Annotated in this window: 20 protein-coding genes; 10 read left to right on the forward strand and 10 right to left on the reverse strand. The window is 68.8% G+C overall.

Annotation, left to right across the window (positions count from 1 at the left end):
* Nucleotides 1–30: 30 nt before the first annotated feature.
* Both E4P24_RS15570 and E4P24_RS15575 read right to left on the reverse strand, forming a co-directional pair.
* Nucleotides 31–1,170: a hypothetical protein gene (locus E4P24_RS15570; protein WP_115803734.1), complete on the reverse strand. Its 1,140-nt coding sequence runs from the start codon at nt 1,168–1,170 to the stop codon at nt 31–33.
* A gap of 124 nt (nt 1,171–1,294) precedes the next feature.
* Nucleotides 1,295–1,978, reverse strand: a complete 684-nt coding sequence (locus tag E4P24_RS15575) for a hypothetical protein (protein ID WP_115803733.1) — start codon at nt 1,976–1,978, stop codon at nt 1,295–1,297.
* A 126-nt stretch (nt 1,979–2,104) separates the two neighbouring features.
* Here E4P24_RS15575 and E4P24_RS15580 point away from each other — a divergent pair, with 126 nt between their 5' ends.
* From E4P24_RS15580 to E4P24_RS15615, 8 genes are all read left to right on the forward strand, one after another.
* Nucleotides 2,105–2,977 (forward strand): universal stress protein, encoded by an 873-nt coding sequence (locus E4P24_RS15580; RefSeq protein ID WP_008607220.1) that lies wholly within the window; start codon nt 2,105–2,107, stop codon nt 2,975–2,977.
* Nucleotides 2,978–3,118: 141 nt separating this feature from the next.
* Nucleotides 3,119–3,757: a helix-turn-helix domain-containing protein gene (locus tag E4P24_RS15585; RefSeq protein ID WP_004064449.1), complete on the forward strand. Its 639-nt coding sequence runs from the start codon at nt 3,119–3,121 to the stop codon at nt 3,755–3,757.
* Between the two features lie 262 nt (nt 3,758–4,019).
* Nucleotides 4,020–5,258, forward strand: coding sequence for an extracellular solute-binding protein (locus E4P24_RS15590; protein WP_188148896.1), 1,239 nt, complete (start codon nt 4,020–4,022; stop codon nt 5,256–5,258).
* Nucleotides 5,255–6,184 (forward strand): carbohydrate ABC transporter permease, encoded by a 930-nt coding sequence (locus E4P24_RS15595; protein ID WP_004040846.1) that lies wholly within the window; start codon nt 5,255–5,257, stop codon nt 6,182–6,184. Before E4P24_RS15590 ends, E4P24_RS15595 begins: the two co-directional genes overlap by 4 nt.
* A 1-nt stretch (nt 6,185) precedes the next feature.
* On the forward strand, nt 6,186–7,052 hold the full coding sequence (locus tag E4P24_RS15600) for a carbohydrate ABC transporter permease (protein ID WP_004040845.1): 867 nt from the start codon (nt 6,186–6,188) through the stop codon (nt 7,050–7,052).
* Nucleotides 7,052–8,203 carry an ABC transporter ATP-binding protein gene (locus E4P24_RS15605; RefSeq protein WP_188148735.1) on the forward strand — a complete coding sequence of 384 codons (1,152 nt, stop codon included), beginning with the start codon at nt 7,052–7,054 and terminating at the stop codon, nt 8,201–8,203. The genes E4P24_RS15600 and E4P24_RS15605 overlap by 1 nt, the downstream gene beginning before the upstream one ends.
* A complete protein-coding gene (locus E4P24_RS15610; RefSeq protein ID WP_188148736.1) occupies nt 8,200–9,468 on the forward strand; it encodes a CaiB/BaiF CoA-transferase family protein in 1,269 nt (422 codons plus the stop codon). The genes E4P24_RS15605 and E4P24_RS15610 overlap by 4 nt, the downstream gene beginning before the upstream one ends.
* Nucleotides 9,469–10,560 carry a LeuA family protein gene (locus tag E4P24_RS15615; RefSeq protein ID WP_115891600.1) on the forward strand — a complete coding sequence of 364 codons (1,092 nt, stop codon included), beginning with the start codon at nt 9,469–9,471 and terminating at the stop codon, nt 10,558–10,560.
* Between the two features lie 33 nt (nt 10,561–10,593).
* Here E4P24_RS15615 and E4P24_RS15620 read toward each other — a convergent pair whose 3' ends face one another.
* The 3 genes from E4P24_RS15620 to E4P24_RS15630 all read right to left on the reverse strand — a co-directional run bounded on the left by E4P24_RS15620 (nt 10,594) and on the right by E4P24_RS15630 (nt 13,948).
* Nucleotides 10,594–11,313, reverse strand: a complete 720-nt coding sequence (locus E4P24_RS15620; RefSeq protein WP_004064463.1) for a cob(I)yrinic acid a,c-diamide adenosyltransferase — start codon at nt 11,311–11,313, stop codon at nt 10,594–10,596.
* A 126-nt stretch (nt 11,314–11,439) separates the two neighbouring features.
* Nucleotides 11,440–12,768 carry a cobyrinic acid a,c-diamide synthase gene (locus tag E4P24_RS15625; protein WP_188148737.1) on the reverse strand — a complete coding sequence of 443 codons (1,329 nt, stop codon included), beginning with the start codon at nt 12,766–12,768 and terminating at the stop codon, nt 11,440–11,442.
* Nucleotides 12,769–12,937: 169 nt separating this feature from the next.
* Nucleotides 12,938–13,948, reverse strand: a complete 1,011-nt coding sequence (locus E4P24_RS15630; protein WP_188148738.1) for an AIR synthase family protein — start codon at nt 13,946–13,948, stop codon at nt 12,938–12,940.
* A gap of 158 nt (nt 13,949–14,106) precedes the next feature.
* On the opposite strand from E4P24_RS15630, the gene E4P24_RS15635 reads away from it, so the two are divergent.
* Both E4P24_RS15635 and E4P24_RS15640 read left to right on the forward strand, forming a co-directional pair.
* Nucleotides 14,107–15,153 (forward strand): alanine--glyoxylate aminotransferase family protein, encoded by a 1,047-nt coding sequence (locus tag E4P24_RS15635; RefSeq protein ID WP_188148739.1) that lies wholly within the window; start codon nt 14,107–14,109, stop codon nt 15,151–15,153.
* A 90-nt stretch (nt 15,154–15,243) separates the two neighbouring features.
* Nucleotides 15,244–15,831: a hypothetical protein gene (locus E4P24_RS15640; RefSeq protein ID WP_188148740.1), complete on the forward strand. Its 588-nt coding sequence runs from the start codon at nt 15,244–15,246 to the stop codon at nt 15,829–15,831.
* A gap of 55 nt (nt 15,832–15,886) precedes the next feature.
* On the opposite strand, the gene E4P24_RS15645 is transcribed toward E4P24_RS15640, so the two are convergent.
* From E4P24_RS15645 to E4P24_RS15665, 5 genes are all read right to left on the reverse strand, one after another.
* On the reverse strand, nt 15,887–16,993 hold the full coding sequence (locus E4P24_RS15645; RefSeq protein ID WP_188148741.1) for a PhoU domain-containing protein: 1,107 nt from the start codon (nt 16,991–16,993) through the stop codon (nt 15,887–15,889).
* Nucleotides 16,994–17,160: 167 nt separating this feature from the next.
* The gene (gene pstB / locus E4P24_RS15650; protein WP_004064475.1) at nt 17,161–18,114 is read right to left on the reverse strand and encodes a phosphate ABC transporter ATP-binding protein PstB; all 954 of its coding nucleotides are present in this window, start codon (nt 18,112–18,114) and stop codon (nt 17,161–17,163) included.
* Between the two features lie 2 nt (nt 18,115–18,116).
* Entirely contained in the window at nt 18,117–19,739 is a 1,623-nt protein-coding gene (gene pstA, locus E4P24_RS15655; RefSeq protein ID WP_188148742.1) for a phosphate ABC transporter permease PstA, read from the reverse strand.
* Nucleotides 19,739–20,872: a phosphate ABC transporter permease subunit PstC gene (gene pstC, locus E4P24_RS15660; RefSeq protein WP_115803719.1), complete on the reverse strand. Its 1,134-nt coding sequence runs from the start codon at nt 20,870–20,872 to the stop codon at nt 19,739–19,741. The genes pstA and pstC overlap by 1 nt, the downstream gene beginning before the upstream one ends.
* Before the next feature lie 62 nt (nt 20,873–20,934).
* The gene (locus E4P24_RS15665) at nt 20,935–22,137 is read right to left on the reverse strand and encodes a substrate-binding domain-containing protein (RefSeq protein WP_004064480.1); all 1,203 of its coding nucleotides are present in this window, start codon (nt 22,135–22,137) and stop codon (nt 20,935–20,937) included.
* Between the last annotated feature and the right edge of the window lie 181 nt (nt 22,138–22,318).

A 22,318-nucleotide genomic window follows, 5' to 3' on the forward strand; every position in this document is an offset into this window, starting at 1 on the left:
CGGTCTCGCCGCCGCGGCCCCGGGCGACGCTCAGTCGTCCAGCGGCGGATTCGCGTCGAGGCAGTCAGCGACCCGCTCGCGCTCCTCGCGGGCGTCGGCTAACTCCTCTTCGACGACGCCCCGCTGGAGTCGCTCACGCTGGTCTTCGGTGAGTTCCGCGCGGGCGACCGCGGCGTCGCGGAGGCGGTCGTACGACTCCTCGTACGTCAGTTCGTGGACCTCCCGGGCGCGGGCGACCGTCTCGTCGGCGGCGAACCGACTCACGACGGCGACGAGTTCTTTCGTCCGCCAGCGGAGTTCAGCGGCGGGGTCCGGCGGCCACGAGACGGTCAGCGGGTCGGCGTCGAGCGTCTCCAGAAACCGTTTGTTCGTCCCGACGGCCGCGGCGAATCGCTTCGGGTCGTCCACGTAGTGGTCGAGTTTCGACCGCGAGTAGCCGGCGTACTCGACGAGCGTGGGTATCGTCTCGTCCCCGATGGCGGCTGTTTCGAGGTACTCGCGCAGTCGCTCGGGGGGACTGGGCGTCCCGACCAGCGGGTACGACTCGGCGGCCGCCAGCCACGCGAGCACCTCGCGGGCCGATGACTTGGCGCGGAACCGGTCGAACGCCTCGGTCACGGCGTCGTCGTACCGCTCGATGGGGTCGCGGAGTTCGTCCACCGGCGCGTCGATGTCGGCCTCACCGAGTTCCCGCACGCGTTCGAGGCGGTCGATTCGCGCGTCGAGTTCGTCCGCGCGCTCCCGCAGTCGCCGGCGGGCGCTCCGATAGTCGTCTCTCGCCTCGTCCAGTTCGTCGAGGAGCGCCGCCTCCTCGCGGGCTGGGTCCAGTTCGCGTCTGGCCTGCTCGAAGTCGGACGCCGACAGCGACGAGGTGATGCCGGTCGTGAGCGACTCGTTGGCGTCGATGAAGGCGTCGCTGTGGCGCACGTCGGCGGGGACCTCCTCCAGCCGGTCCGACAGCGCCTCGCGGAACTCGACGTAGCCTTCGAGGTCGTCGGTCGCCCGCTCCTCGTAGCGGTCGAGAATCCCCGTCACGTCGCGGACGGCGGACGCGAGCGTCCGAAGCTCCTCGCGGCCGATGTCGTCGACCGCCTCGCGTCGTCCGCGGAGGGTGTCGGCCGCCGTTCGGAGCGCCGCCACGTCGTCGGCGGCGAGCGCGGCGTCAGTCACGCTGCGCCACCTCGGGCGGGCATCCCGGTCGCGGAATCAGTGTCATGCCCGACGAGTCGGTGCGCGAGGTTGAAAAGTTGATGACCGAGGACGGCGGTGCGACGGCCGCGGAGCCGACAGACCGTCAACGACGCTTCCGGTCGGTCGCCACGTCGAACGCGGCGGCGACCGCGACTGCGAGCACGCAGAGCGCGACCGACGGCGACAGGGAGAACAGGCCGGCCACGCCGGGGAACGTCGCGACCGCGAGGAGCGAGACGGCGTAGTAGACGCCGGCGGCCGCGGCCGACGTGCGGGCCGGCGCGGCGCGCAGTCGGGGGAGCGCGAGCATCGCACAGAGCGCGACGCCGCCGGCGACGACGACAGAGCCGAGGAAGCCCGCTCCGGCGAGGTCGGCGCGCGCGCCGAGGAACGTCCCGAGGCCGAGCGTCGCGTTCAGATAGGCCGCCCGGCGGACGAGAAAACCGTAGCCCGCGTCGGGGCCGAGACCGATTTCGTTGTCTTCGATTCGGTGCCACGGCGCGCCGACCGAGACGGCGTCCAACCGGAGCGCGCCGATGGCGAGACAGGCGACCGCCAGCGAGACGACGGCCGCGGTCGTGACCGCCACCGGGGTCGAGACGGTCATGAAGGCGACCCAGAGCATCGGCAGCGCCAGAAGCAGGTGCTGTCCGAGCCCGAAGTAGACCGTCGCGTCGAGCCACGCGTCGACCCCGGTCTCGTCGTCGTCGCGCTGCTGGCGTCGGTGCCGCCGGTTGCGTCGCGGCCGCGTTTCGCCGCCCCGAGGTGACTCATCCGTCGGTGCCATCACCGTTCGGTTGTCACTGCCGTCTGATAACTGTGTGGCGCGCCGATGATCGTGACGCCGGCGGCGGGCGGTCCGCGAACGCCGCCCGGCGAAAGGACTTACCCGCGACCGGGTGTATGACAAGCCATGTACGAGCGCATCCTCCTGCCCGTCGACGAGAGCACGTCGTCGAGCGCGGTTCTCCACCACGCCAGCGAACTCGCCCACTGGGACGACGCGGAGATACGGCTACTCTTCGTCGCCGACACGACCCGCGACAGCGTCACCGTCGTCGAGAACGACGTGGTCGACGCGCTCGAACGCGAGGGCGAGAGCGTTGTCGAGGAGGCGGCGGAGACGCTCCAGAATCTCGGCGTCGATTACTCGACCGACGTGGTACAAGGCAACCCCGCACCGACCATCGTCGAGTACGCCGAGGAGTACGACTACGACCTCGTCGTGATGCCGACCCACGGTCGGGAGGGTATCTCGCGACAGCTTCGCGGGAGCGTCACGGAGAAGGTCGTCCGCCTGTCGGACCGGCCGGTGCTCACCGCCCGCATGAAGCCCGACGAGGAGCTGACGTTCCCCTACGACCGCATCCTCATCCCGACCGACGGGAGTCGCTCGACGAAGCGGGCGACGAGCCACGGGCTCGCGCTCGCCGCCGAACTCGACGCGACGGTCCACGTCCTCTCGGTCGTCGACGACTCCGCGCTCGGGTTCGACGTGCGGTCGATGCTCTCCGGCGAGGAGAGCGAGCGCGGCGCGAACGAGGCGATTTCGCAGGTCGTCGAGGAGGCGAACGAACACGGCGTCACGAAGCTCGCGGAAACCATCGAACACGGCTCGCCGAGCGAGGCGATTCGGGAGTACGTCGCGGGCAACGACATCCACGCCGTCGTCATGGGGACGACCGGGCGGAGCGGCGTCGACAGAATTCTCCTCGGGAGCGTCGCCGAGCAGACGGTTCGGAGCGCCCCGGTTCCCGTCATCACGGTGTCGCCCGACGAGGAGTGACCCGCGCGGGTCGCGGACGCCGGGTCGTCCGCCTCGGGATACAGCTATTATCCGCGGGCGACGTATCGGCGTGGTAGCCGTGGTCGAACAGGACCGTCTCGGACGCCCGTCCAGCTCCGACAGCCGGAGGTCTCGATAGCGATGCTTCGCGCGACCATCCTCCTCGAACTGAACGAGGATTACGTGCTGTCGCACGTGAGCGACCTCGTCGACGGGCCGGTCGTCGTGACGAACTGCGAGGTGCTCGGCGAGACGGACATCCGCTTCGTCGTCGACGCCGGGGAGCACCGCGACGAGATGGCCGACCGGCTCGCCGCCAGCGAGGTCGTCAGCGACCTCGAACTCGTCGGCGACGACCAACTGCTCATCACCAAGCGGTCGTCCGGCGCGCTCCCCGTCATCCGAGAGAACCACGGGATGCTCCAGCGGATGAGCCAGTTCTACGGTCGCTCGCGCGTCTTCGACGTGGTCGTGTTCCGGCGGGCGGACCTCAAGGCTATCATCTCGGGCCTCCGGTCGCTCGGGACCGTCGAACTCCGGCGGCTGAAACCCTTCGTCGGCCCCTCGACGCGGCTCTCGAAGCGGCAGGCCGAGGTCGTCGGCTACGCGCTCGAACGCGGCTACTACGACTGGCCGCGGGGCGTCACGGTCGAGGAAATCGCGGCGGCGTTCGAGGTGAGCAGACCGACCGTGTTGGAACACCTCCGACGGGCCGAAAAGAAACTCCTCAGCGACGCGCTCGCCGACGCGACGACGCCCGCGAACCCCGACAGCACCTGACCGCGACCGGACCGGCTCGGCCCCCGGCGCACGCTGCGCTCCGAATTTTAAGCGCCTAGTACACCTGAAACACGTCACCAGATATCCGGAAACCGATATAAAGAGCCAACAGGGGTAGGCACTACTCCCGTGGCCTCTACCGGTGTACGTATTGTTTGCAATTACCATGATAGATGGGAATTACTCTCGTGGTGGAGACGGGCGGAAAACGCGCGGGTCGTCGCGCCGGACGTTCCTCGCGGCGGTCGGGAGCGCGGCGGCGGTGACGACGACTGGCTGTCTCGGCGGCGGCGGTGGCGGCGGCTCCAACGAGCCGATTCGATACCTCTCGGACCGTGGCGACTCGAAGGACGTGATGGACGAAATCATCGCCGAGTTCGAGGAGGAGACCGACCACACGGTCGAGATGATTTACACGGCGAAGGGAACCTCCTCGGACGCCGAGATGCAGAAGATGGTCGCCGCGGGCAACCCGCCGGACCTGCTTTTCGACACCTCGACGGACGCGTATCGACTTCAGCGCGACGGCGTCCTCGCGCCGGTCACGGGGGCCGTCCAAGATAACGACCTGCCCGACCCGGTCACCGTCGGCGGCGAGTCGTACTTCGCGGCCGCGATGGTCGAACCGCTCATGGGCTGGTACCGAAACGACGTGTACTCGGAGCTGCCCGCGTCGTGGAGCGAGTGGGTCGAGGCCGCCGGCGAGGTATCGGCCAACGAGTCGATGGAGGGTTACGTCGTCCAGTCGGGGCAGACGAACAACGCCGACACCCAGATGACGCAGTACCTCTGGCAGAACGACGTTGAGATTTACGGCGGCCCCTCCGACGGCATCGAGGTCAGACTCGACGACGACGACAACCGACAGGCGGCCGTCGAGACGTTCGAGTGGGTCCAGTCGATGGCCGAGCACTCGCCGAACGGCTCGGGGTGGGCGTGGGGCGACGCCATCGGCGCGCTCCAACAGGAGAACGCCGCGGCCATCGCCAGCGTCGGCGGCCTCCCCATCCTCACGATTCAGGCCAACCGCCCCGACCTCGTCGAGAACCTCAGTCCGATGCCGTTCCCCGTGCCGAGCGGGGCGGCGCAGGACAAGTGGTGGGCGTACATGGAGGGCCACCTCGTCCGCAACGACGGCCAGAACACCGAGGGCGCACAGGCATTCGTGGACTTCTTCACGAGTTCGTCGCGCTTCTTCGACTTCGTGCTCTCCGCGCCGCTGTTCCAGTTCCCGCCGACGCGGGAGCAACTCGACGCGCCCGAGGTGACCGAAAACGAGGTCATCCAACAGCACCCCGACGTGATGAATCTCGTCCGCGACAACTGGGACGCCTTCACGAGCGTCCTCGCAACGGGCGACGACGGCGCGCCGAACATCGTCGCGGCCGACGCGTACAGCGAACAGCTCTTCGGACAGGCTGCGGACCAGTTTCTCGTCGGCGGGCTCACACCCGACGAGACGGTCGACTGGCTGGCCGAGCAACTCCGCGGGTTGCAATGAGTACGGCCCTCAAATCGCGGTTGGAAGCCGCCGGGTCGGCCCTCCGAGAGCGCGACGTGGACGGCACGACGCTCCTGTTGGCGGCGTGTTTCGTCCCGATGCTCGCGTTCTTCGTCGTGGTATGGGTCATCCCCATCGTCTACGCGCTCGGGATGAGCCTGTTCGCGTCGCCGGTGCGGAGCCCCGAGTTCGTCGGCCTCGGCAACTACGCCGAACTCCTCGGTAACGGCGCGTTCTGGGGCTTCCTCTGGAACAGCGTCGTCTACGCGGTGGCGACGACGGGGCTGAGCCTCGTCATCGGGCTGGGGCTCGCGCTCGTCATCAATCAGCGCATCCGCGGCGGCGACGCCCTGCGGACGCTGATGATTTTCCCGTACCTCCTGCCGACGCTCGTTGTCATCTTCATGTGGAAGTTCATCCTCGACCCCAACATCGGGATTCTGAACCAGTTCCTCGTCGACGCCGGGCTCATCGACAAACCCATCGCGTTCTTCTCGACCCTGGAGTTCGCCATGCCGGCGGTCGTCGTCACGAGCGTCTGGAAGTTCGCCAGCTTCGCCTTCTTCATCCTGCTCGCGCGCTTGCAGGCCATCGACCCCGACCTCTACGAGCGGGCGCGGGTCGAGGGCGCGACAACGTGGCAGGCGTTCCGCGACATCACCTTCCCGCACCTCCGCGGCGCGATTCTCATCATCCTCCTCGTCAGGGGCATCTGGATGTTCAACAAGTTCGACATCATCTACCTCTCGACCCGCGGCGGCCCGCTCCAGCAGACGACGACGCTCCCGATTCGCGTCTACCAACTCGCGTTCAGCGAGGTGAACTTCGGCATGGCGACGGCGCTCGCCGGCGTCATGTTCTTCCTCCTCGCCGGCGTCGCGGTGGTCTACTTCCGGGCGTTCGCCCCCGAAAAGGAGGTGGCGTGAGATGGCGACGTCCTCCGGTCGCGGCCTCGTCTCCCACGACACCCAGAAACGCCTCCAGCGAATCGCCGTCTACCTGACGGCGCTTCTCATCTCGGTGTTCACCATCATCCCGGTGTACGTGATGGTGGTCATCGCCATCCAGTCGCCGGCGACGACGTTCGCCGGCGGGCGGGTGAACCTGCTGCCCACCGAGCCGTCGCTCCGGAACTTCCTCGTGCTTCTCGGGTCGACCGACACGGTTCGGTACTTCGTCAACAGCCTCGTCGTCACCCTCGGGTCGACCGTCCTCTCGACGACCATCGCGGTCGCTGCGGGCTACGGCCTGACGCGCTTCGACTTCACCGGGAAGTCGCTGGCGGCGCGGGCGGTGCTGTTCTCGTACATGTTCAGCCCCATCGTCCTCGCCATCCCGCTGTACGTCGTCTTCTCGACGCTCGGCCTGCTCAACAGCCACTTCGCGCTCACCCTCGCGCTGACGGCCATCTCCGCGCCGTTCTGCATCTGGCTGATGTGGCAGTACTTCCAGACCGTCCCCATCGCGCTCGAAGAGTCCGCGTGGGTCCGCGGCGCGAGTCGCTGGCGCACCGTCAGAGACGTGGTCCTGCCGGTCGCCCGGCCCGGCTACATCTCCGCGGCCATCTTCGCGTTCGCCGTCGCGTGGAACGACTTCACCATGGCGCGCGTCGTGATGAGCCGCGACGAGATGTACACCATCACCGTCGGCGCGTCGCTGTTCTTGGACCGCGTCAGCATCGGCTGGGGCGAGACGATGGCCGTCTCGCTTCTCATCTCGATTCCGCCGTTCCTCATCGCACTGTTCCTGCAACGATACCTCCTCCAGGGCTTCAGCGTTGGAGGCCTCGAATAATGGCAACCAGCATCCACCTCGACACCGTCAGAAAGGAGTTTCGCACCCTCGGAAACACGCACGTCGCCGTCGACGACCTCAGCCTCGACATCCCCGAAGGCTCGTTTACGACCTTCGTCGGCCCCTCGGGCTGCGGGAAGACGACGACCCTGCGCATGTTGGCCGGGTTGGAGACGCCCACCTCGGGCACCGTCTCGTTCGGCGACGAGGACGTGACCGACCTCCCGCCGCAGGAGCGCAACGTCTCGATGGTGTTCCAGTCCATCGCGCTCTACCCGCACATGTCCGTCCGCGAGAACATCGGCTACGGCCTGAAGATTCACGGCGTTCCGAAGGCCGAACGCGACGAGCGCATCGACGAGGCCGCCGAAGTCCTCCAAATCGAGGCGCAGTTGGAGAAGATGCCCGCCGAACTCTCCGGCGGCCAACAACAGCGCGTCGCCCTCGGCGGCGCGTTCGTGCAGGACCCCGACGTGCTGCTTCTGGACGAGCCGATGTCCGACCTCGACGCGAAGCTCAAATCCGACCTCCGCGTCGAGATTCAGCGACTCCACCAGGAACTCGACACGACCGTCGTCTACGTCACTCACGACCAGACCGAGGCGATGACGATGAGCGACCAGGTGGTCCTCCTGCGCGACGGCGAACTCGCGCAGGTCGACCCGCCGAAACAGCTGTTCGACTACCCGAACTCGGAGTACGTCGCGCAGTTCATCGGCATGCCCTCGACCAACGTCGTCGACTGCGCGGTCGAGTCGGGAGACGGCGGAACCGTGCTCGTCGGCCCCGGGTTCGAGCTTTCGCTTCCGGTCGGCGTCGACGCCCCGACCGCCGGCCGCGTCAGGCTCGGCATCAGGCCGCAGTATCTCGACGTGGGCTCCGCCGGGGCGTGTCGGCTCTCGGTCGACGTGGAGGTCGTCGAGACGCTCGGGACCGAGTCCGTGGTCCACGGCCGCCTCGAAGACGGCACCCCTTTCGACGTGGTGAGCGACGCCGTCGACGACGCGGTGGCGGGCGACCGACTCGACGTATCGTTCGACCTCGAAGACGCGTTCGTCTTCGGTGCGGACGGCGAGACCATACTCTTCGGCTCCGAACGCGCCAGTGAGCGCTCGTCGTCGCCCGCCGGGGCGGGAGGCGTCACTCCATGAGCGGCGATAGCGCCGAGCGCGCCGAGAGCACCGAGAGCACCGAGACTGCCGCGGACGCGCCCGGCTCTGCGACCGCCTCGGCGTCGTCCGGCCTCCCGCTCGACGGCGTGCGCGTCCTCGAACTCGGCCACATCATCGCCGGGCCGTTCTGCTCGATGCTCCTCGCCGACCTCGGCGCGGACGTCATCAAGGTCGAACACCCGGAGGGCGGCGACCTCATCCGCGGGTCGTCGCCGGTCGGAAACAGCTCGTTCAACTACGTCAACCGGGACAAGCGGAGCCTCACGCTCGACCTCAAGTCCGACGCGGCGCTCGACGCGTTCTTCGACCTGCTCGACGAGACCGACGTGGTCGTCGAGAACTACGCGCCGGGGACCGCCGAGCGACTCGGCATCGGCTACGAGCAGTTGCGAGAGACGCATCCGGGCCTCGTCTACTGCTCCATCAAGGGGTTCAACCCCGGCCCCTACGAGTCGTACCCCGCGCTCGACCCCATCGCCGAGGCGCTGTCCGGGCTGATGAGCGTCACCGGTCACGAGGGGATGCCCCCGGTCCGGTCGGGCACGAGCATCGCAGACATGGCCGCGTCGTTCTACGGCGCGATAGCGGTCCTCGGGGCGCTCTACCGCCGCGACCGGACCGGCGAGGGGTCGAAGGTGACCGCGCCGCTGTTCGAGTCCACCGTCTCGATGATGGGCTACTGGCTCGCGTACACCGAGGCCTACGACGACGTGCCGGGGCCGATGGGCGCGTCACACCCCAACTGGGCACCCTACGACGTGTTCGAGACGGCCGACGACGAGTGGGTGTTCATCGGCCCCTCCGGCGAGCGCCAGTGGACCGCGCTCTGCGAGGCGCTCGGCCTCGACCTCCACGAGGACGACCGGTTCGCCACGCTCCCGGACCGCCGGGAGAACCTCGACGAACTCATGGACCTGCTCCGCGCCGAGTGCGAGACGCTCCCCGCCGCCGACCTCGTCGCCGGGCTGCGCGAGGTCGGCGTCCCCGTCGCCAAGGTGAACTCGATGGACGAGGTCGCGACCGACCCCCACCTGCGGGCGACCGACTTCTTCACCGAGGTCGAGACCGCCGAGGGAGCGTCGCGGTCGGTCAGCGTCCCGCGGTTCCCCGTCGTCGCCAGCGGCTTCGACCGCCCCGACTCGACCGACCCGCCGAAGCTCGGCGAGCACACCGAGGCCATCCTCTCGTCGCTCGGCTACGACGACGCCGACATCGACGCGCTTCGGCGCGCGGGAGGGGTCTGAGTGGCCGCCGCGGAGCCGGTCCTCCTCGACGTGACCTGCCGCGAGGGCGAGCAGCGCCCCGGGGCGTCCTACACGACGGGACAGAAAGCCGCGGCCGTGCGCGCCCTCGACGACCTCGGCGTCGACTACGTACAGGTCGGCTTCCCCATCGCGGGCGCACAGACCGGCGAGGTCTGCGACGCGGTCGACGTGGAGACGAAACTGACGGGCATCGCCCGGGCCGTCCCGAAGGACGTCGAGGCCGCGGTCGACGCCGGCGTCGACGTCATCGACGTGTTCGCGCCGACCAGCGAGCGACAGCGGACCGAACTGCTCGGGAAGGACGCGGACGAGTTGCGCTCGCTCGTCGGTGAGACGGTCGATTCCGCGACCGAGACCGGGCTGGAAGTCCACTTCACCGCGATGGACGGCTTCCGGACCGACCCCGCGTTCCTCGATAACCTGTTCGACTCGATAGACGCGACGTACCTCACTATCGCGGACACCGTGGGCTCGAAGACGCCGTTCGAGGTGTCGTCGTTCCTCCACGACCTCGACACCGACCCGACCCGCCTCGGCGTCCACTTCCACGACGACCTCGGGGTCGCCACGGCCAACGCGCTCACCGCGGTCGCCCACGACGTGCAGAAGGTGGACGTGTCGGTCGCCGGCATCGGCGAGCGCGCCGGAAACGTCCCCGTCGAGGAGTTCGTCGTCGCGGCCGAGACGAGCCGCGCCGTGAACCGCCCCGCGCTCGACCCCTCGACGCTCATCCCCCGGGCGAGCGACGTGTTGACGGCGCTCGACGAGTCGGTGCCGGCGGAGAAATCGGTGCTCGGCGCGGACGTGTTCTCCCACGAGTCCGGCCTCCACACGGCGGCGATGCTCGACGACCCGGCGACGTTCGAGCCGTTCGACCCGGCCGTCTTCGGCGGGTCGCGGACGCTCTACTTCGGCCCGCAGAGCGGGACCGGCGCGGCCCGGCGGCTCTTGGAGCGCGCCGGCGACGACGACCCCGACGAATCGCGGGTCGCGGCGCTCGTCGAGACGCTGCGGTCGCTGGACGAACCGGTGCCGACCGACGAGGCGCTGGACATCGCCCGGGGGCTCTGAGCCGTCGGCCCGAGGCCGGGCTGGCCGACGCTCTCAGTACTCGGTTCCTTTTCTCGCGCGCTGGCCGGCGTCGATGGGGTGTTTCTCCTTTCGGACGTTGGTCACGAGGTCCGCGGCGTCGGAGAGGTAGGTCGGCTCCTCGTGGCTCCCGGTCAACACGAGTTCGAGGCTCTCGGGCTTGCGCTCCACGAGGTCGAGCACGTCGGCCTCGTCGAGCAGTCCCATCGCCACGGCGTAGAGGAGTTCGTCGATGATGAGGAAGTGGACGCCGTCCTCGGGCGGGCCGTCGAGGGCGAGCGGCTTCGAGAGGTCGGCGTCGGCCGCGGCGTCGACGAGTTCGCGCGCCCGGTCGAGGCCGGCGGCGACCTGCGCCTCGTGGTCTTCGTCGTCGCTGCCGTCGGCCATCCCGGCCCAGCCGTAGTGGCCGAGGTTCTCGAAGGAGAACCCGGGCATCGCCGCGATGGCGTTGTACTCCCCGCGGACGGCCTCGACGGAGTCCGCGCCGCCCTTCAGGAACTGGAGCATGTGGACGCGGTAGCCGTGGCCGGCGGCGCGAAAGCCCATGCCCATCGCGGCCGTGGTCTTGCCCTTGCCGTCGCCCCACCACACCTGCACGAGGCCGAAGTCGTCGGGCGCGGCGGGTTCGATGGCGGCCGCTTCCGGGCGGACGCCGCGGCCGGGGGTGTTCGCCCGAACCGAGTCGGGGCTGGTCTCGTCGTCTGTCTCGGTGGTTCCGTCGGGTGCGTCGGTCATCGTTGTGGGTTCGAAGCCGGGGTCGGTCGTCGGTCAATCGTCAGTCGGTGCTTGTCGCGGCTTCGTATATAGGGGTTCGCCGCTCTCGCGCTCTTGTGCCCTTGCGCTCTCACGCTCTCGCCGCGGTCAGTCCGTCAGTCGCGAGACGAAGCGGTCGAACGCCCCGCTTTCGGGGTGGACGTGCGCGTAGGTGCCGAGGGTTCGGTACTCGGTGAGTCCCTCGCGGCCGTCGATGCCGGAACCGCGCTCCACGTCGAAGGCGAACCGGGCGTCCGTCGCCGGGTCCGCCGACGAGTAGTGGAACTCGTGGCCGCGGAGCGTCTCGCCCGCGTCGGCGGTCAGCGTCCCGTCGGTCGCGCGGAGTTCCACGTGGTCGAGCGCCTGATAGCGCTCCTGCATCGTCACGTCGGCGGGGAGGATGCCGGCCATCTCGTGGGTGTCGCCGTCGGTCGTCGTCAGCGATTCGGTGAGCGCCATCAGACCGCCGCACTCGCCGAACACCGGCAGGCCGTCGGCGGCGCGGTCGGCAAGCGCCGAAAGCGTCGGTGACGACGCGAGGTCCGCGGCGAACCGCTCGGGGTAGCCGCCGGGGAGGTAGACGCCGTCGCAGTCCGGGAGGTCGTCGCCGGCGACCGGCGAGAAGTACGAGACGGTGCCGAGCGATTCCAATCGCTCCAGCGTCGAGGGGTAGACGAAACAGAACGCCTCGTCGCGGGCGACGGCGACCGTCGGGCGGTCCGAATCCGTAGCTTGGACTGGCTCGGCTCGCGTGCCCGATTCGACCTCTTCGGCGTCCCAGTCGGGTTCCCGCGCCACTTCAGCGAGCGCGTCGGCGCGAATCCCGTCGGCCGCGGCGTCGAGCGCCTCGTCGGACAGCGGGGCCTCGTCACCGAGGTGGAGGCCGAGGTGGCGCTCGGGAATTTCGAGGTCGTCGCTCGGCGGGATTCGACCGAGGTACGGCAGTTCCTCGGGGAGCGCGTCGCGGATGCCCTCGGCGTGGCGGCCGCCGTGAGCGCGGGAGGCGATGACGCCGGCCACGTCGGCGTCGATGCCCATCCGGTCCGCGTAGGCCCGGAAGCCGTAGGCCGTCGCCGCGACGCTCTGCATCCCGGCTCTCGCGTCCGCGACGAGGACCACGGGGAGGTCGAGGAGGGCGGCGACCCGAGCCGTCGACGTGTCGCCGTCGTAGAGGCCCATCATGCCCTCGACGACGCAGATGTCGCCCTCGCCGCGGGCGTAGGTCCGGCGCATGCCGTCGTCCCCTTCGAGCCACGGGTCGAGCGTCCGCGACGGTTTCCCGACGATTGCCGCGTGGTGCGATGGGTCGATGAAGTCGGGGCCGGCCTTGGCCGGTTGGACCGCGTAGCCCTCGCGTTCGAGCGCGCGGCACACCGCGAGCGTCGTGACGGTCTTTCCGACGCCGGAGGCCGTGCCGGCGACGACGACGCCTCTCATTCGACCACCGCGGTCCGGGTCGATTTCGGCGCTCCCGGCGGGTCGCTCGCGAGTCGAGACGGACGTTCAGCAGTCATATCTCCAAGTGAGATTTCAGTAGTCAAAGTCGTGTTGGGTCGGGCCGGGTCGGGTCGCCGCCGACGGCGCGGGTCGCCGGCTCGCGTTCGCCTCAGTTCCAGAGGTCGTACATGTCGTCTTCGACGCCGTCGGCGTAGTGCGTCCCGTCGTAGACGACGCCCGGGGCCGGCGCGGTCGAGTCCGCGTCCGCGTTCGAACCCGCGCCGTCGCCCGCCGATTCGACGGTTCCGACCACCGTCGCCTCGATACCCTCGCGTTCGAGCGCGGCGAGCGCGTCGTCGGCCTCGCCTTCGGGGACCGCCGCGAGGAGCGCGCCGGAGCCGAGAATCCGCATCGGATCGACGCCCATCGCCTCGCAGAGCGCCCGCGTCTCGGGGCGGACGGGCACGTCGTCGCCGTCGACCTCGATTCGGACGCCCGAGGCGCAGGCGAGTTCGACCAGTCCGTTGAGGACGCCGCCCTCGGTCGGGTCGTGCATCGCGGTCGCGGCGGGCGCGAGCACCGCCGACTCGGGGAGGACGCTGATGTCGTCGAAGAAGCCCGCGGCGCGGTCGATGGCCGCGGGTTCGACGCTCGCCGCGTCGAGGTCGGCGCGGAAGTCGGTGGCGAGGACGGCCGTCCCTTCGACGCCGGCTCCCTTGGTGAGAACCACCGAATCGCCGGGTTCCGCGCCGCTCGTCGGGACGTATCGGTCGGTCGGCCCCATGCAGGTGAGCGAGAGGAGCGGCCGGGAGAGCCCGGCGACCGTCTCGGTGTGGCCGCCGACGATGCTGATGCCGAGTCGTTCGGCCTCCGCGTCGAGTTGGGCGGTGATGTCGTCGAGGAGGTCCACGTCCGGTTCGGGGAGGAGGACGGTGCTCACGAGCCACTCGGGGACGCCCCCGCAGGCGGCCACGTCGTTGCTGGCGATGGCGACGCCGAGGGTGCCGATGCGCTCGGCGGCGAGCGAGATGGGGTCGGTGCTGACGACCATCGTCCCCTCGCCGGTGGCGACGGCGGCGGCGTCCTCGCCGTAGCCGGCCCCGACGAGCAGGTCGTCGTTGGGTGCCCCCGTCCGCGAGAAGACGTAGCGGTCGAGGTCCGCAGGTGAGAGTTTGCCCATACACGTGGCTGACGGCGAGGGCGCTTTTGTGCCTTCCCGTCCGCCGCCGGCGCGGGCGGTCACGTTCGCCGGCTGCCGGTCGGTTATCGCTGCCGACGCGGTCGGACGCTCGCCACGGATGCCGTACTGCTAAGACGCTCTGTCCGTAACGGGGATTCATGCTGATGACACCCGGTCCCACGGCCGTCCCGCCGCGGGTCCGCGACCGGATGAGCGAGCCGATGCCGAACCCCGACATCGAGCAGTCCTTCTTCGACACCTACGACGAGGTCTGCGAGAAACTCGGGCGCGTCTACGACACCGACGACGACGTGGTCGTCATGGGCGGCGAGGGCATCCTCGGCCTCGAAGCCGCCATCGCCTCCACGGTCGCCCCCGGCGACGACGTGCTCTGCGTCTCGAACGGCCTCTACGGCGACGGCTTCGCCGACTTCGTCGAGAGCTACGGCGGCGAGCCGACCCTCGTCGGTGCCGACTACACCGACCCGCTCGACCTCGCTGGCGTCGAAGCCGCGCTCGACGACGGCGAGTTCGCTGTCGCCACGATGGTCCACTGCGAGACGCCGACGGGCACGCTCAACGACATCGCGCCGGTGCTCGAACTGCTCTCCGACCACGGCGTGCTGACCATCGTCGACGCCGTCTCCTCGCTCGGCGGCGCGCCCGTCCCGAGCGAGCACATCGACATCAACCTCGGCGCGTCCCAGAAGGCGTTTAGCTCGCCGCCGGGGCTGACGACGGCCGCCGTCAGCGACCGCGCGTGGGAGGCCGTCGAGGAGCGCGACCCCGACTCGCTCTACACGAACCTCCTCCCGTGGCGCGACACCAGCGAGGGCTTCCCGTACACCCACCTCGGCGCGAACGTCGCCGCCCTCGACGAGTCGCTGTCGATGCTCCTCGAAGAAGGGCTCGACGCCGTCTACGAACGCCACGAGGAGGCCGCCGCGCACTGCCGCGAGCGCGGAGCCGACTTCGGCCTCGATATCTATCCCGACGCCGAGCGCAGTTCTCCGACGGTGACGGCGTTCCACCTCCCCGGCGAGGCGAAACGCGTCCAAGCCGAACTCGAATCGGAACACGACATCGTCCTCGCGACCGGGCTCGCCGGCCTCGCAGACGATATCCTCCGGGTCGGTCACATGGGCTACAACGCCGACGTGGAGAAGGTCGACCGCGTGATGGACGCGCTCTCGTCCGTCGTCTGAAACCGGCGACCCGTCCGCGACCGGCGACCTGTCTGCGCCCGACCGCCGTCCGGCTGTCAACGTTTTTCCCCGATGCCGACGACAGTCCCGATGAGAACGACCGTGACCGAAACGAGCGATTCGACGGGACGGCGGCGACCGGACGACGGAATCAGATACGCAATCGTCGTCGTGTTTCTGACCGGGCTCCGCCGCCGCAACCCCGCGGCGATGGTGAACGCCGCGTTCGCGCTCGCGGGCACGTACCTCCCCGAGGCCTTCGAGCGACTGGTCGGCGTCGAGTTCCGCCCGTGGCAGCGCGTCTACGTCGAGTCGGCCATGCTGACCCACTCGGCCGGGATGCTCGGTCCTTACGACGACGTGTGGTGGTGGGACCATCTCACTCACACCCACTCCGCGACGATTCTCGGCGGGGTCGTCCACGTGCTGTCGCGTCGCCGCGGCCGCGACCCCGCGACCCGCGTGCTCGCGGTTGTCGTCTGCGCCGGCGTGCTCTGGGAACTCGCGGAGTACGCCATCCACCGCGGAGCCGACGCGCTCGGCATCGACCCCGTGCTCGTCTCCTACGGCCGAACCGATACCGCGCTCGACCTCCTGTTTAACCTCGTCGGCGCGGCGCTCGTCGTCCTGTTCGGTGACCGCGTCCTGACGAATCTCGTCTCGCCGCGGGAGGACTAGGCGCGCTCTTTCCCGCGGCCGCCCCGAATCGTCCCGTGGATTGGACACTGAACCGTCAAGCGCGCTGGGAGTGTTCCGCGGACTCGCTTTCGCTCCTGTTCTCGCGGGTCGGTCGCTCGTCCATGTTGTGCGTACGGACCGCGGTCCGGAGACCGACCTCAGCGACGTTGCCGACGTGTTCGGCCGTCCGTTCGAGCGCGTGGAGCGCGTGGGCGAATCGGTGGTCAACGTCGACGTCCGGGTCCGCCTCCTCGAACAGCCGTCGCTCGACCTTCCCGACGCCCTCGCGGACCCGGTCCCGCGCCGAAAGCGCCTCCCGCGCCGCGTCGGGGTCCTCGCCGTCGAGCGCGACCTGCACCGCGTCGTCGAGCGCCTCGGGGACGACCTCGGCGAGTTCGGACACCTCGTCGGCGACCGCGGGGGGCAGCGGGTCGGGGACCGCCGACGCGACGGCGGCGATTCGCTCGGCCTGGTCGGCCACGCGCTCTAACTCGCGGGCCGCGGTGTGGAGGCGGAACAGCTCCGGGCGCGTCTCGCCGAGGGCGTCCACCTCGTCGAGGCGGTCGAGCCCGCGGGTGAAGTGCCGGTCGACCATCGCAAAGAGGCGGTCGGCGCGGTCGTCGCGCTCCGCGAACCCGTCGAGCGGGGCGGCACCGGTGAGCGCGGCGGTCGCGTCGCGGTGCATCGAGACGGCGACGAACTGGAGCTGTCGGACCGACTGGCGGATGGAGACCTCGTTCGCGTCGAGGACGTTCCGAACCGTGACGGACGCGTCCGACTCCTCCGTGATGGTCACGCCGACGAGGTTGCGGGCGACCCGTCTGACGGCCTGTCGCTGTGCGGCGTCGAACGTCCCGTCGGCCTCGACGACGACCTGTTTCGACCCGGCGGCGTAGGCCGCCCGGAGCGTCTGTTCGAGACCGTCACCGGCGGAATCGTCTCCGCCGTCCCCGCCGTCCCCGTCACCGCCGTCGACGGTCACCGTGAACTGCATCGACGCGTCGTCCTCGCACTCGGGTGCCTGTATGACGAGCATCCCGTCGAGGTGCGTGTGGAGGTCGACAACGGTACCGGCGGTGATGCCCTCGCCGTCCGCCCACTCTCTGGGGAGCGAGACGGTGAACGTCCCGTTGCTGACCTGCTGTATCTTGCGTGTCTCCATTGTGTTGGCGTGTCTGAAATCGTGTTGTCTGCGTGCCAGTTCCGCGGTGACGCCGCCCCCGCCTCGGCGGGTGATTCGACTGACGAAAAGCGAGCGTCGCCGGACGCGGGGACGCTCGGCGGGGACCGGCGCTCAGTCCGACTCGGACCCCGGGACGGGACCGGACGTTATCCGAACTTGCCGCTGATGTAGTCCTCGACGCGCTGGCTCTGGGGGTCCTCGAACACCTGGTCGGTGTCGCCGTACTCGACGAGTTCGCCGCCGGTGAGGAACACCGCCGTCTGGTCCGAGATGCGCGCCGCCTGCTGCATGTTATGGGTGACGATGACGACCGTGTACTCCTCCGCGAGGTCGTGGACGAGGTCCTCGATTTTCGAGGTCGCGATGGGGTCGAGCGCCGACGCGGGCTCGTCCATGAGGAGCACCTCGGGGTCAGTCGCCAGCGCGCGGGCGATGCAGAGCCGCTGTTGCTGGCCGCCGGAGAGCCCGAGCGCGTTGTCGTCGAGGCGGTCCTGCACCTCGTCCCACAGCGCCGCCTGCCGCAGGGAGCGTTCGACGAGTTCGTCGACCGCGTCGTCGTCGCTCCGGCCGAGCAAGTTGGCGAGCAGGCCGGTGTCGAGGTCGCCGTGTTTCCGCGGCCCGTATGAGATGTTGTCCGCGATGCTCTTCGGGAACGGGTTCGGTGACTGGAACACCATGCCGACGCGCTTGCGCAGTTCCACGAGGTTGACGCCCTCCTGGTAGATCTCCTCGCCTTCGAGCCGGACCGAGCCGTCGATGCGCGCGGCCTTGATGCGGTCGTTCATCCGGTTGAGACACCGCAGAAACGTCGATTTTCCGCAGCCCGAAGGGCCGATGAGCGCCGTGACGCTGTTCTCGGGAATCTCCATGGAGACGCCCTTCAGCGCGTGGTCGTCGCCGTAGTAGACGTCGAGGTCGGAGACCGAGAGCTTCGCGTCGCCCTCGAACTCGTGTTCGACCCACTCCTCGCGGGTCCGCTCGCGCGTCTCACCGCTCGTGACTTCGAGCGGCTGGTCGGTGCCGGGGCTCGCGCTCGCGCCGCCGGCGAGTTCGCTGTCCGTCGTCTGTCCGTCGTCCGCCGTCTGTCTGGTTTCACTCATGGTTACTCGTGCTGAAGTTTACTCCGGAAGTAGTACCGCGTCGCGATGCCGACCGCGTAGAAGCCCAAGACGACCACGAGCAGGATGAGCGCCGTCGCCCACCGGAACTCGTCGATAGCGCCGATGTTCGACGACTGCCCGACGCCCGCGGTGATAAGCGAGTAGAGCTGATACGGCAGCGCCGACGTCGCCTGCATCAGTTCGGGGTTGGTCACGAACGGCGGGGCAAGCGAGAACTGGAAGCCGCCGACCACGTCGACCGTCTGACTCCCCGGCGGGGCGACGCTCCCCGACATCGTCAGGAGAATCGGCGCGGTCTCGCCGGCGATGCGGCCGACGCCGAGGATGATGCCCGTGATGATGCCCGGGAGCGCCGCCGGGAGGACGATGCTCCGAACCGTCTGCCACTTCGTGACGCCGAGCGCCGCGCTCGCGTCGCGGTACTCGTCGGGGACCGCCAGCATCGACTCCCGACTCGTGATGACGACGAGCGGGAGGAGCATGAAGCCGAGTGTGAGCATCCCCGCGAGCAGCGACTTCTGGTTGCCGAGTCGGGGGACGAGGAACGCCAGTCCGAACAGCCCGAAGACGATGCTGGGCGTGCTCCACAGGCCGTTGGTTGCGATTTCGACGACCTGCGTGAAGCGCCCGCGGTCCGCGTACTCGGTGATGAAGACGGCCGCGCCGACGCCCAGCGGGACGGCGAACAGCACCGCCCCGACGACGAGCCAAATCGTGCCCGCGATGGCCGGGAGGACGCCGTTCACGTCGTTGAGGAGCGCGACGCCGTTCATGACGAACGGCCACGAGAGGGGCAGCGAGAACGTCACGCCGACGAGCGTCACTTCGGGACCCGCACCCGCGCCGAACGCGAGACCGTTGAACAGCCCCGGCAGGCCCTTCAGCACCGTGAACGCGACGAGGAGGAACAGCACCGCGATGATGGTGAGGGCGTTCAGGTAGACGAGGACGTACGCGCCGATGTGGCGGCCGCGCGCGCCGAACCCGCCGTAGGCCTTCGCGGCGGCCCAGCCGACGAGCAGGGAACAGAACGCCGTCAGGACCGGAATCGTGAACTCGGCGTTGAACGACGCCTGCTGTTCCCACCCGAGGTCCCACACCCACGACGGCCCGATGACGCCGGTGAGGAAGACGAGACCGGCGAACGCGGCGAGCGCGCCGGCGGGGAGCGTCGAGCCGATGTCCTCGCGGGGGAGCGCGCTCACCGCGAACCCGACCCCGCCGGTGACGAGCGACGCGACGACCCACCCGGCCGTCCCGAGCCCGAGCGTCTGCGAGGCGACGAGTCCACCGACGACGAACCAGACGAGCGCGAACGCTCCCGAAGCGACCAGTCCGGCGGTCGGTCTGGGGTTGGTCGCGACGTAGCCGAGTCGAGAGCCGACGCCGAAGCCGACGACGGCGAGGCCGAGGAGGACCAACAGCCCGCCGAGGAGCGCGACCATCGGCACGCCCGCGACGGGGTCGGTGATGGTCACGAGTTCGAACATCGCCGCGAGCGAGAGGGCGAACAGCACCGCCGCCAGCCCCACCGCGCCGGCGGCGACCGCCTCGGTCTCGGAGGTGTCTTCGCTGACGAGCGTGGATTCGGTCGCGCCCGCCATTATTCGGCACCCCCGAGCTTCCGGCGCATGCGCGCCTCGATGTACTGCGACCCGATGCTGAGGAACAGCACCGTGACGAACAGGATGACGCCCGCGACGAACAGCGCGGAGAGCTGGAGGCCGTCGGCGTCGCCGTAGTTCGCCGCGATGAGCGACGTGAGCGTGTCGTTACCGTAAAAGACGTTGTACAGCGGATTCGTGAGCCCCGGACTGCCGCGGAGCATCACGGTCGCGGCCATCGTCTCGCCGATGGCGCGACCCACGCCGAGGAGGACCGCGGCCGAGACGCCCGAGAAGGCCGCCGGCAGCGTGATAGAGGTCATCGTCTGCCAGTCGGTCGTGCCGAGGGCGAGCGACCCGCTTTTCATCGACTCGGGGACGCTGTTGAGCGCGTCCTCCGCGACCGAGACGACCGTCGGCAGCGCCATCAGCCCGACGACGATACCGACGAAGAGGTAGGTTCCCTGTCCGACGATGTCGAACTGGTCGGCCGCCCACGGGCTGAGGATGGTAAAGCCGATGAAGCCGTAGACGATGGAGGGGATACCCGCCAGAATCTCGACGCCCGGTTTGACGACCTCGCGGACGGTCCGCGGCGCGATTTCGCTGAGGAAGAGCGCCGCGGCCACGCCCAGCGGCGCGGCGACGGCCGTCGCGATGATGGTGACGAGCACCGTCCCGTGAATCATCGGGACGAGCGAGTACTGAATCGGCGGCGTCACCGGACTCCAGCGCGTCTCGATGAAGAGCCGCAGGCCCGGAATCGGAATACCGAAGACGTTCACGGTCGCGTACTGCACGGTCGGCCACGCCTCCGCGAAGATGAAGACGAGGATGAGCCCGAGGACGAGGATGGTCGAGACCGTCGTCGTCAGCGTGAGCACGCGCGCTGTCAATTCTTGGTGTCTGAGCCAGCCGTACCCCGTCGCGACGAGGAACACCGCGAACGGGACGGCCGTCAGCGACGAGACGGCCAGAAAGCCCGCGAACGCCGCGAGGAGCGACACCGCCGCGACCGTGACCGTGACGAGCGCGTCCGGCGGCGTCTCGTCGACGAAGTCGCGACCGCGCCGGAGCCCTCGCCGAGCCGCCGCTCGGAGGCCGGCACCGTCGGAGTTTGGAAGTACGTTCATGATTGGAGCGTCGATGAATGGAAAGAACGAGGTTCAGGAACCGCTACCGCGTCCGAGCCGCGTTACGCTTGGCTCGGAAGCTTGTCCTTCTCGGCCTGAAGGTCCTTGTCAGGCAGTGGGATGTAGTTGTTGTCCTCGACGAACAGCTTCTGACCGAACGTGGTCAGGAACATGTTCATGAACGCGGCTTCGCGCATGTCCGTCCCGCTCGGGGTGTCCTCCGTGACGGTCGTGTACTGGTGGAGGTCGCGGTTCAGCGGGTAGTCGCTGTCGAAGATGGTGTGCTCCGCGCTCTTGTCCGGCGCGTAGAGCGTGCCCTCGAATTCGATGCCGATGGGCTGGACCTCCGGGCCGGTGAACGCGAGGGCCATGTACGCGATGGCGCCGTCGTTCTGCTGGACGACGGTCGCGACCTGCTGGTTCTGGCCCTTACGGGTGTCGACGCCCTCCATCGAGGCGTCGGCGCTGCCGAGCATGTTGAGGCGGAAGGAGGTGTCCGTCCCGGAGCCTTCCGCGCGGCCGACCACGTAGATTTCCTGGTCGTGGCCGCCGACTTCGCTCCAGTTGGTGATTTCGTCCTGGTAGATTTGGCGGACTTCTTCGCCGGTGAGTTCCGTCACGCCCGCGTCGTAGACGTCCTTCGAGACGACGACGGGCTGACCGTCGCGGCCGAGGACGTGGTCCACGTAGTTCTCCTCGGCCTCGGACTCGCTGATGCCGAGTTCTGCCGTGATCGGCCCCGACGAGTTACCGATGTCGACGAGACCGTCGCGGACGGACTTACAGCCCGTCCCGGAGTGGCTCAGGCCGATAGACGTTGCGAACGCCGGGTTCGCCTGCGTCTCGGTCGGCTCGAAGCCGTAGAGGGACGCGAAGTAGTCGGCCAGACGCATGTCCGGTGCGCCGAGTTCGTCCCAGCCGGGGACGGTAGATTCGTCGTTCGAACCCCAGTACTCGCCGTCGCTCGGCGGCGCGTTGGAGTTCCAGTAGGAACTCCCCTTGTTCGCGATGGGGTACACCGTCGACGAACCCTCGGCGGTGAGCATCTGCGGTGCGCTCGATTCGCTCGATTCGCTCGTCTCCTCGGGGGTCGAGGTCGTGGTCTCGGGAGCGTCCGTCTCCGCTTCTTCGGTCGCCGGCGCGTCGGTCTCGGAACTCGACTGCCCCGAACAACCGGCGAGCCCCGCAACGCCCGCCGCACTCGACGCGACGAGGAACTGCCGACGTGATACGCTGCCTGCCAACTTCTTGGAATCTTGCGCCATCACGTGGACTGACCCGGTTTTAAATAAAATGCGTTTATAATACCGGTTTAGTTCTATCAGAGTTCACCGTAACACTAAGAGGCGAAATAGTTCGATATTAGCGCACACATCAGTACGGAGAACTATATACCCGAACGTAATCGAGACGACAGAAAATATAACGGGCGCCGAGATACGTACG

This window comes from Haloferax sp. AS1, assembly GCF_014530665.1.
GTDB classification, from domain to species: domain Archaea; phylum Halobacteriota; class Halobacteria; order Halobacteriales; family Haloferacaceae; genus Haloferax; species Haloferax volcanii.

Coding starts and splice junctions, on each gene's coding strand:
- E4P24_RS15575 (WP_115803733.1), bottom strand. CDS start 1,978: ATGGCACCGACGGATGAGTCACCTCGGGGCGGCGAAACGCGGCCGCGA.
- E4P24_RS15580 (WP_008607220.1), top strand. CDS start 2,105: ATGTACGAGCGCATCCTCCTGCCCGTCGACGAGAGCACGTCGTCGAGC.
- E4P24_RS15585 (WP_004064449.1), top strand. CDS start 3,119: ATGCTTCGCGCGACCATCCTCCTCGAACTGAACGAGGATTACGTGCTG.
- E4P24_RS15595 (WP_004040846.1), top strand. CDS start 5,255: ATGAGTACGGCCCTCAAATCGCGGTTGGAAGCCGCCGGGTCGGCCCTC.
- E4P24_RS15600 (WP_004040845.1), top strand. CDS start 6,186: ATGGCGACGTCCTCCGGTCGCGGCCTCGTCTCCCACGACACCCAGAAA.
- E4P24_RS15605 (WP_188148735.1), top strand. CDS start 7,052: ATGGCAACCAGCATCCACCTCGACACCGTCAGAAAGGAGTTTCGCACC.
- E4P24_RS15610 (WP_188148736.1), top strand. CDS start 8,200: ATGAGCGGCGATAGCGCCGAGCGCGCCGAGAGCACCGAGAGCACCGAG.
- E4P24_RS15620 (WP_004064463.1), bottom strand. CDS start 11,313: ATGACCGACGCACCCGACGGAACCACCGAGACAGACGACGAGACCAGC.
- E4P24_RS15625 (WP_188148737.1), bottom strand. CDS start 12,768: ATGAGAGGCGTCGTCGTCGCCGGCACGGCCTCCGGCGTCGGAAAGACC.
- E4P24_RS15630 (WP_188148738.1), bottom strand. CDS start 13,948: ATGGGCAAACTCTCACCTGCGGACCTCGACCGCTACGTCTTCTCGCGG.
- E4P24_RS15635 (WP_188148739.1), top strand. CDS start 14,107: ATGCTGATGACACCCGGTCCCACGGCCGTCCCGCCGCGGGTCCGCGAC.
- E4P24_RS15640 (WP_188148740.1), top strand. CDS start 15,244: ATGAGAACGACCGTGACCGAAACGAGCGATTCGACGGGACGGCGGCGA.
- E4P24_RS15645 (WP_188148741.1), bottom strand. CDS start 16,993: ATGGAGACACGCAAGATACAGCAGGTCAGCAACGGGACGTTCACCGTC.
- pstB (WP_004064475.1), bottom strand. CDS start 18,114: ATGAGTGAAACCAGACAGACGGCGGACGACGGACAGACGACGGACAGC.
- pstA (WP_188148742.1), bottom strand. CDS start 19,739: ATGGCGGGCGCGACCGAATCCACGCTCGTCAGCGAAGACACCTCCGAG.
- pstC (WP_115803719.1), bottom strand. CDS start 20,872: ATGAACGTACTTCCAAACTCCGACGGTGCCGGCCTCCGAGCGGCGGCT.
- E4P24_RS15665 (WP_004064480.1), bottom strand. CDS start 22,137: ATGGCGCAAGATTCCAAGAAGTTGGCAGGCAGCGTATCACGTCGGCAG.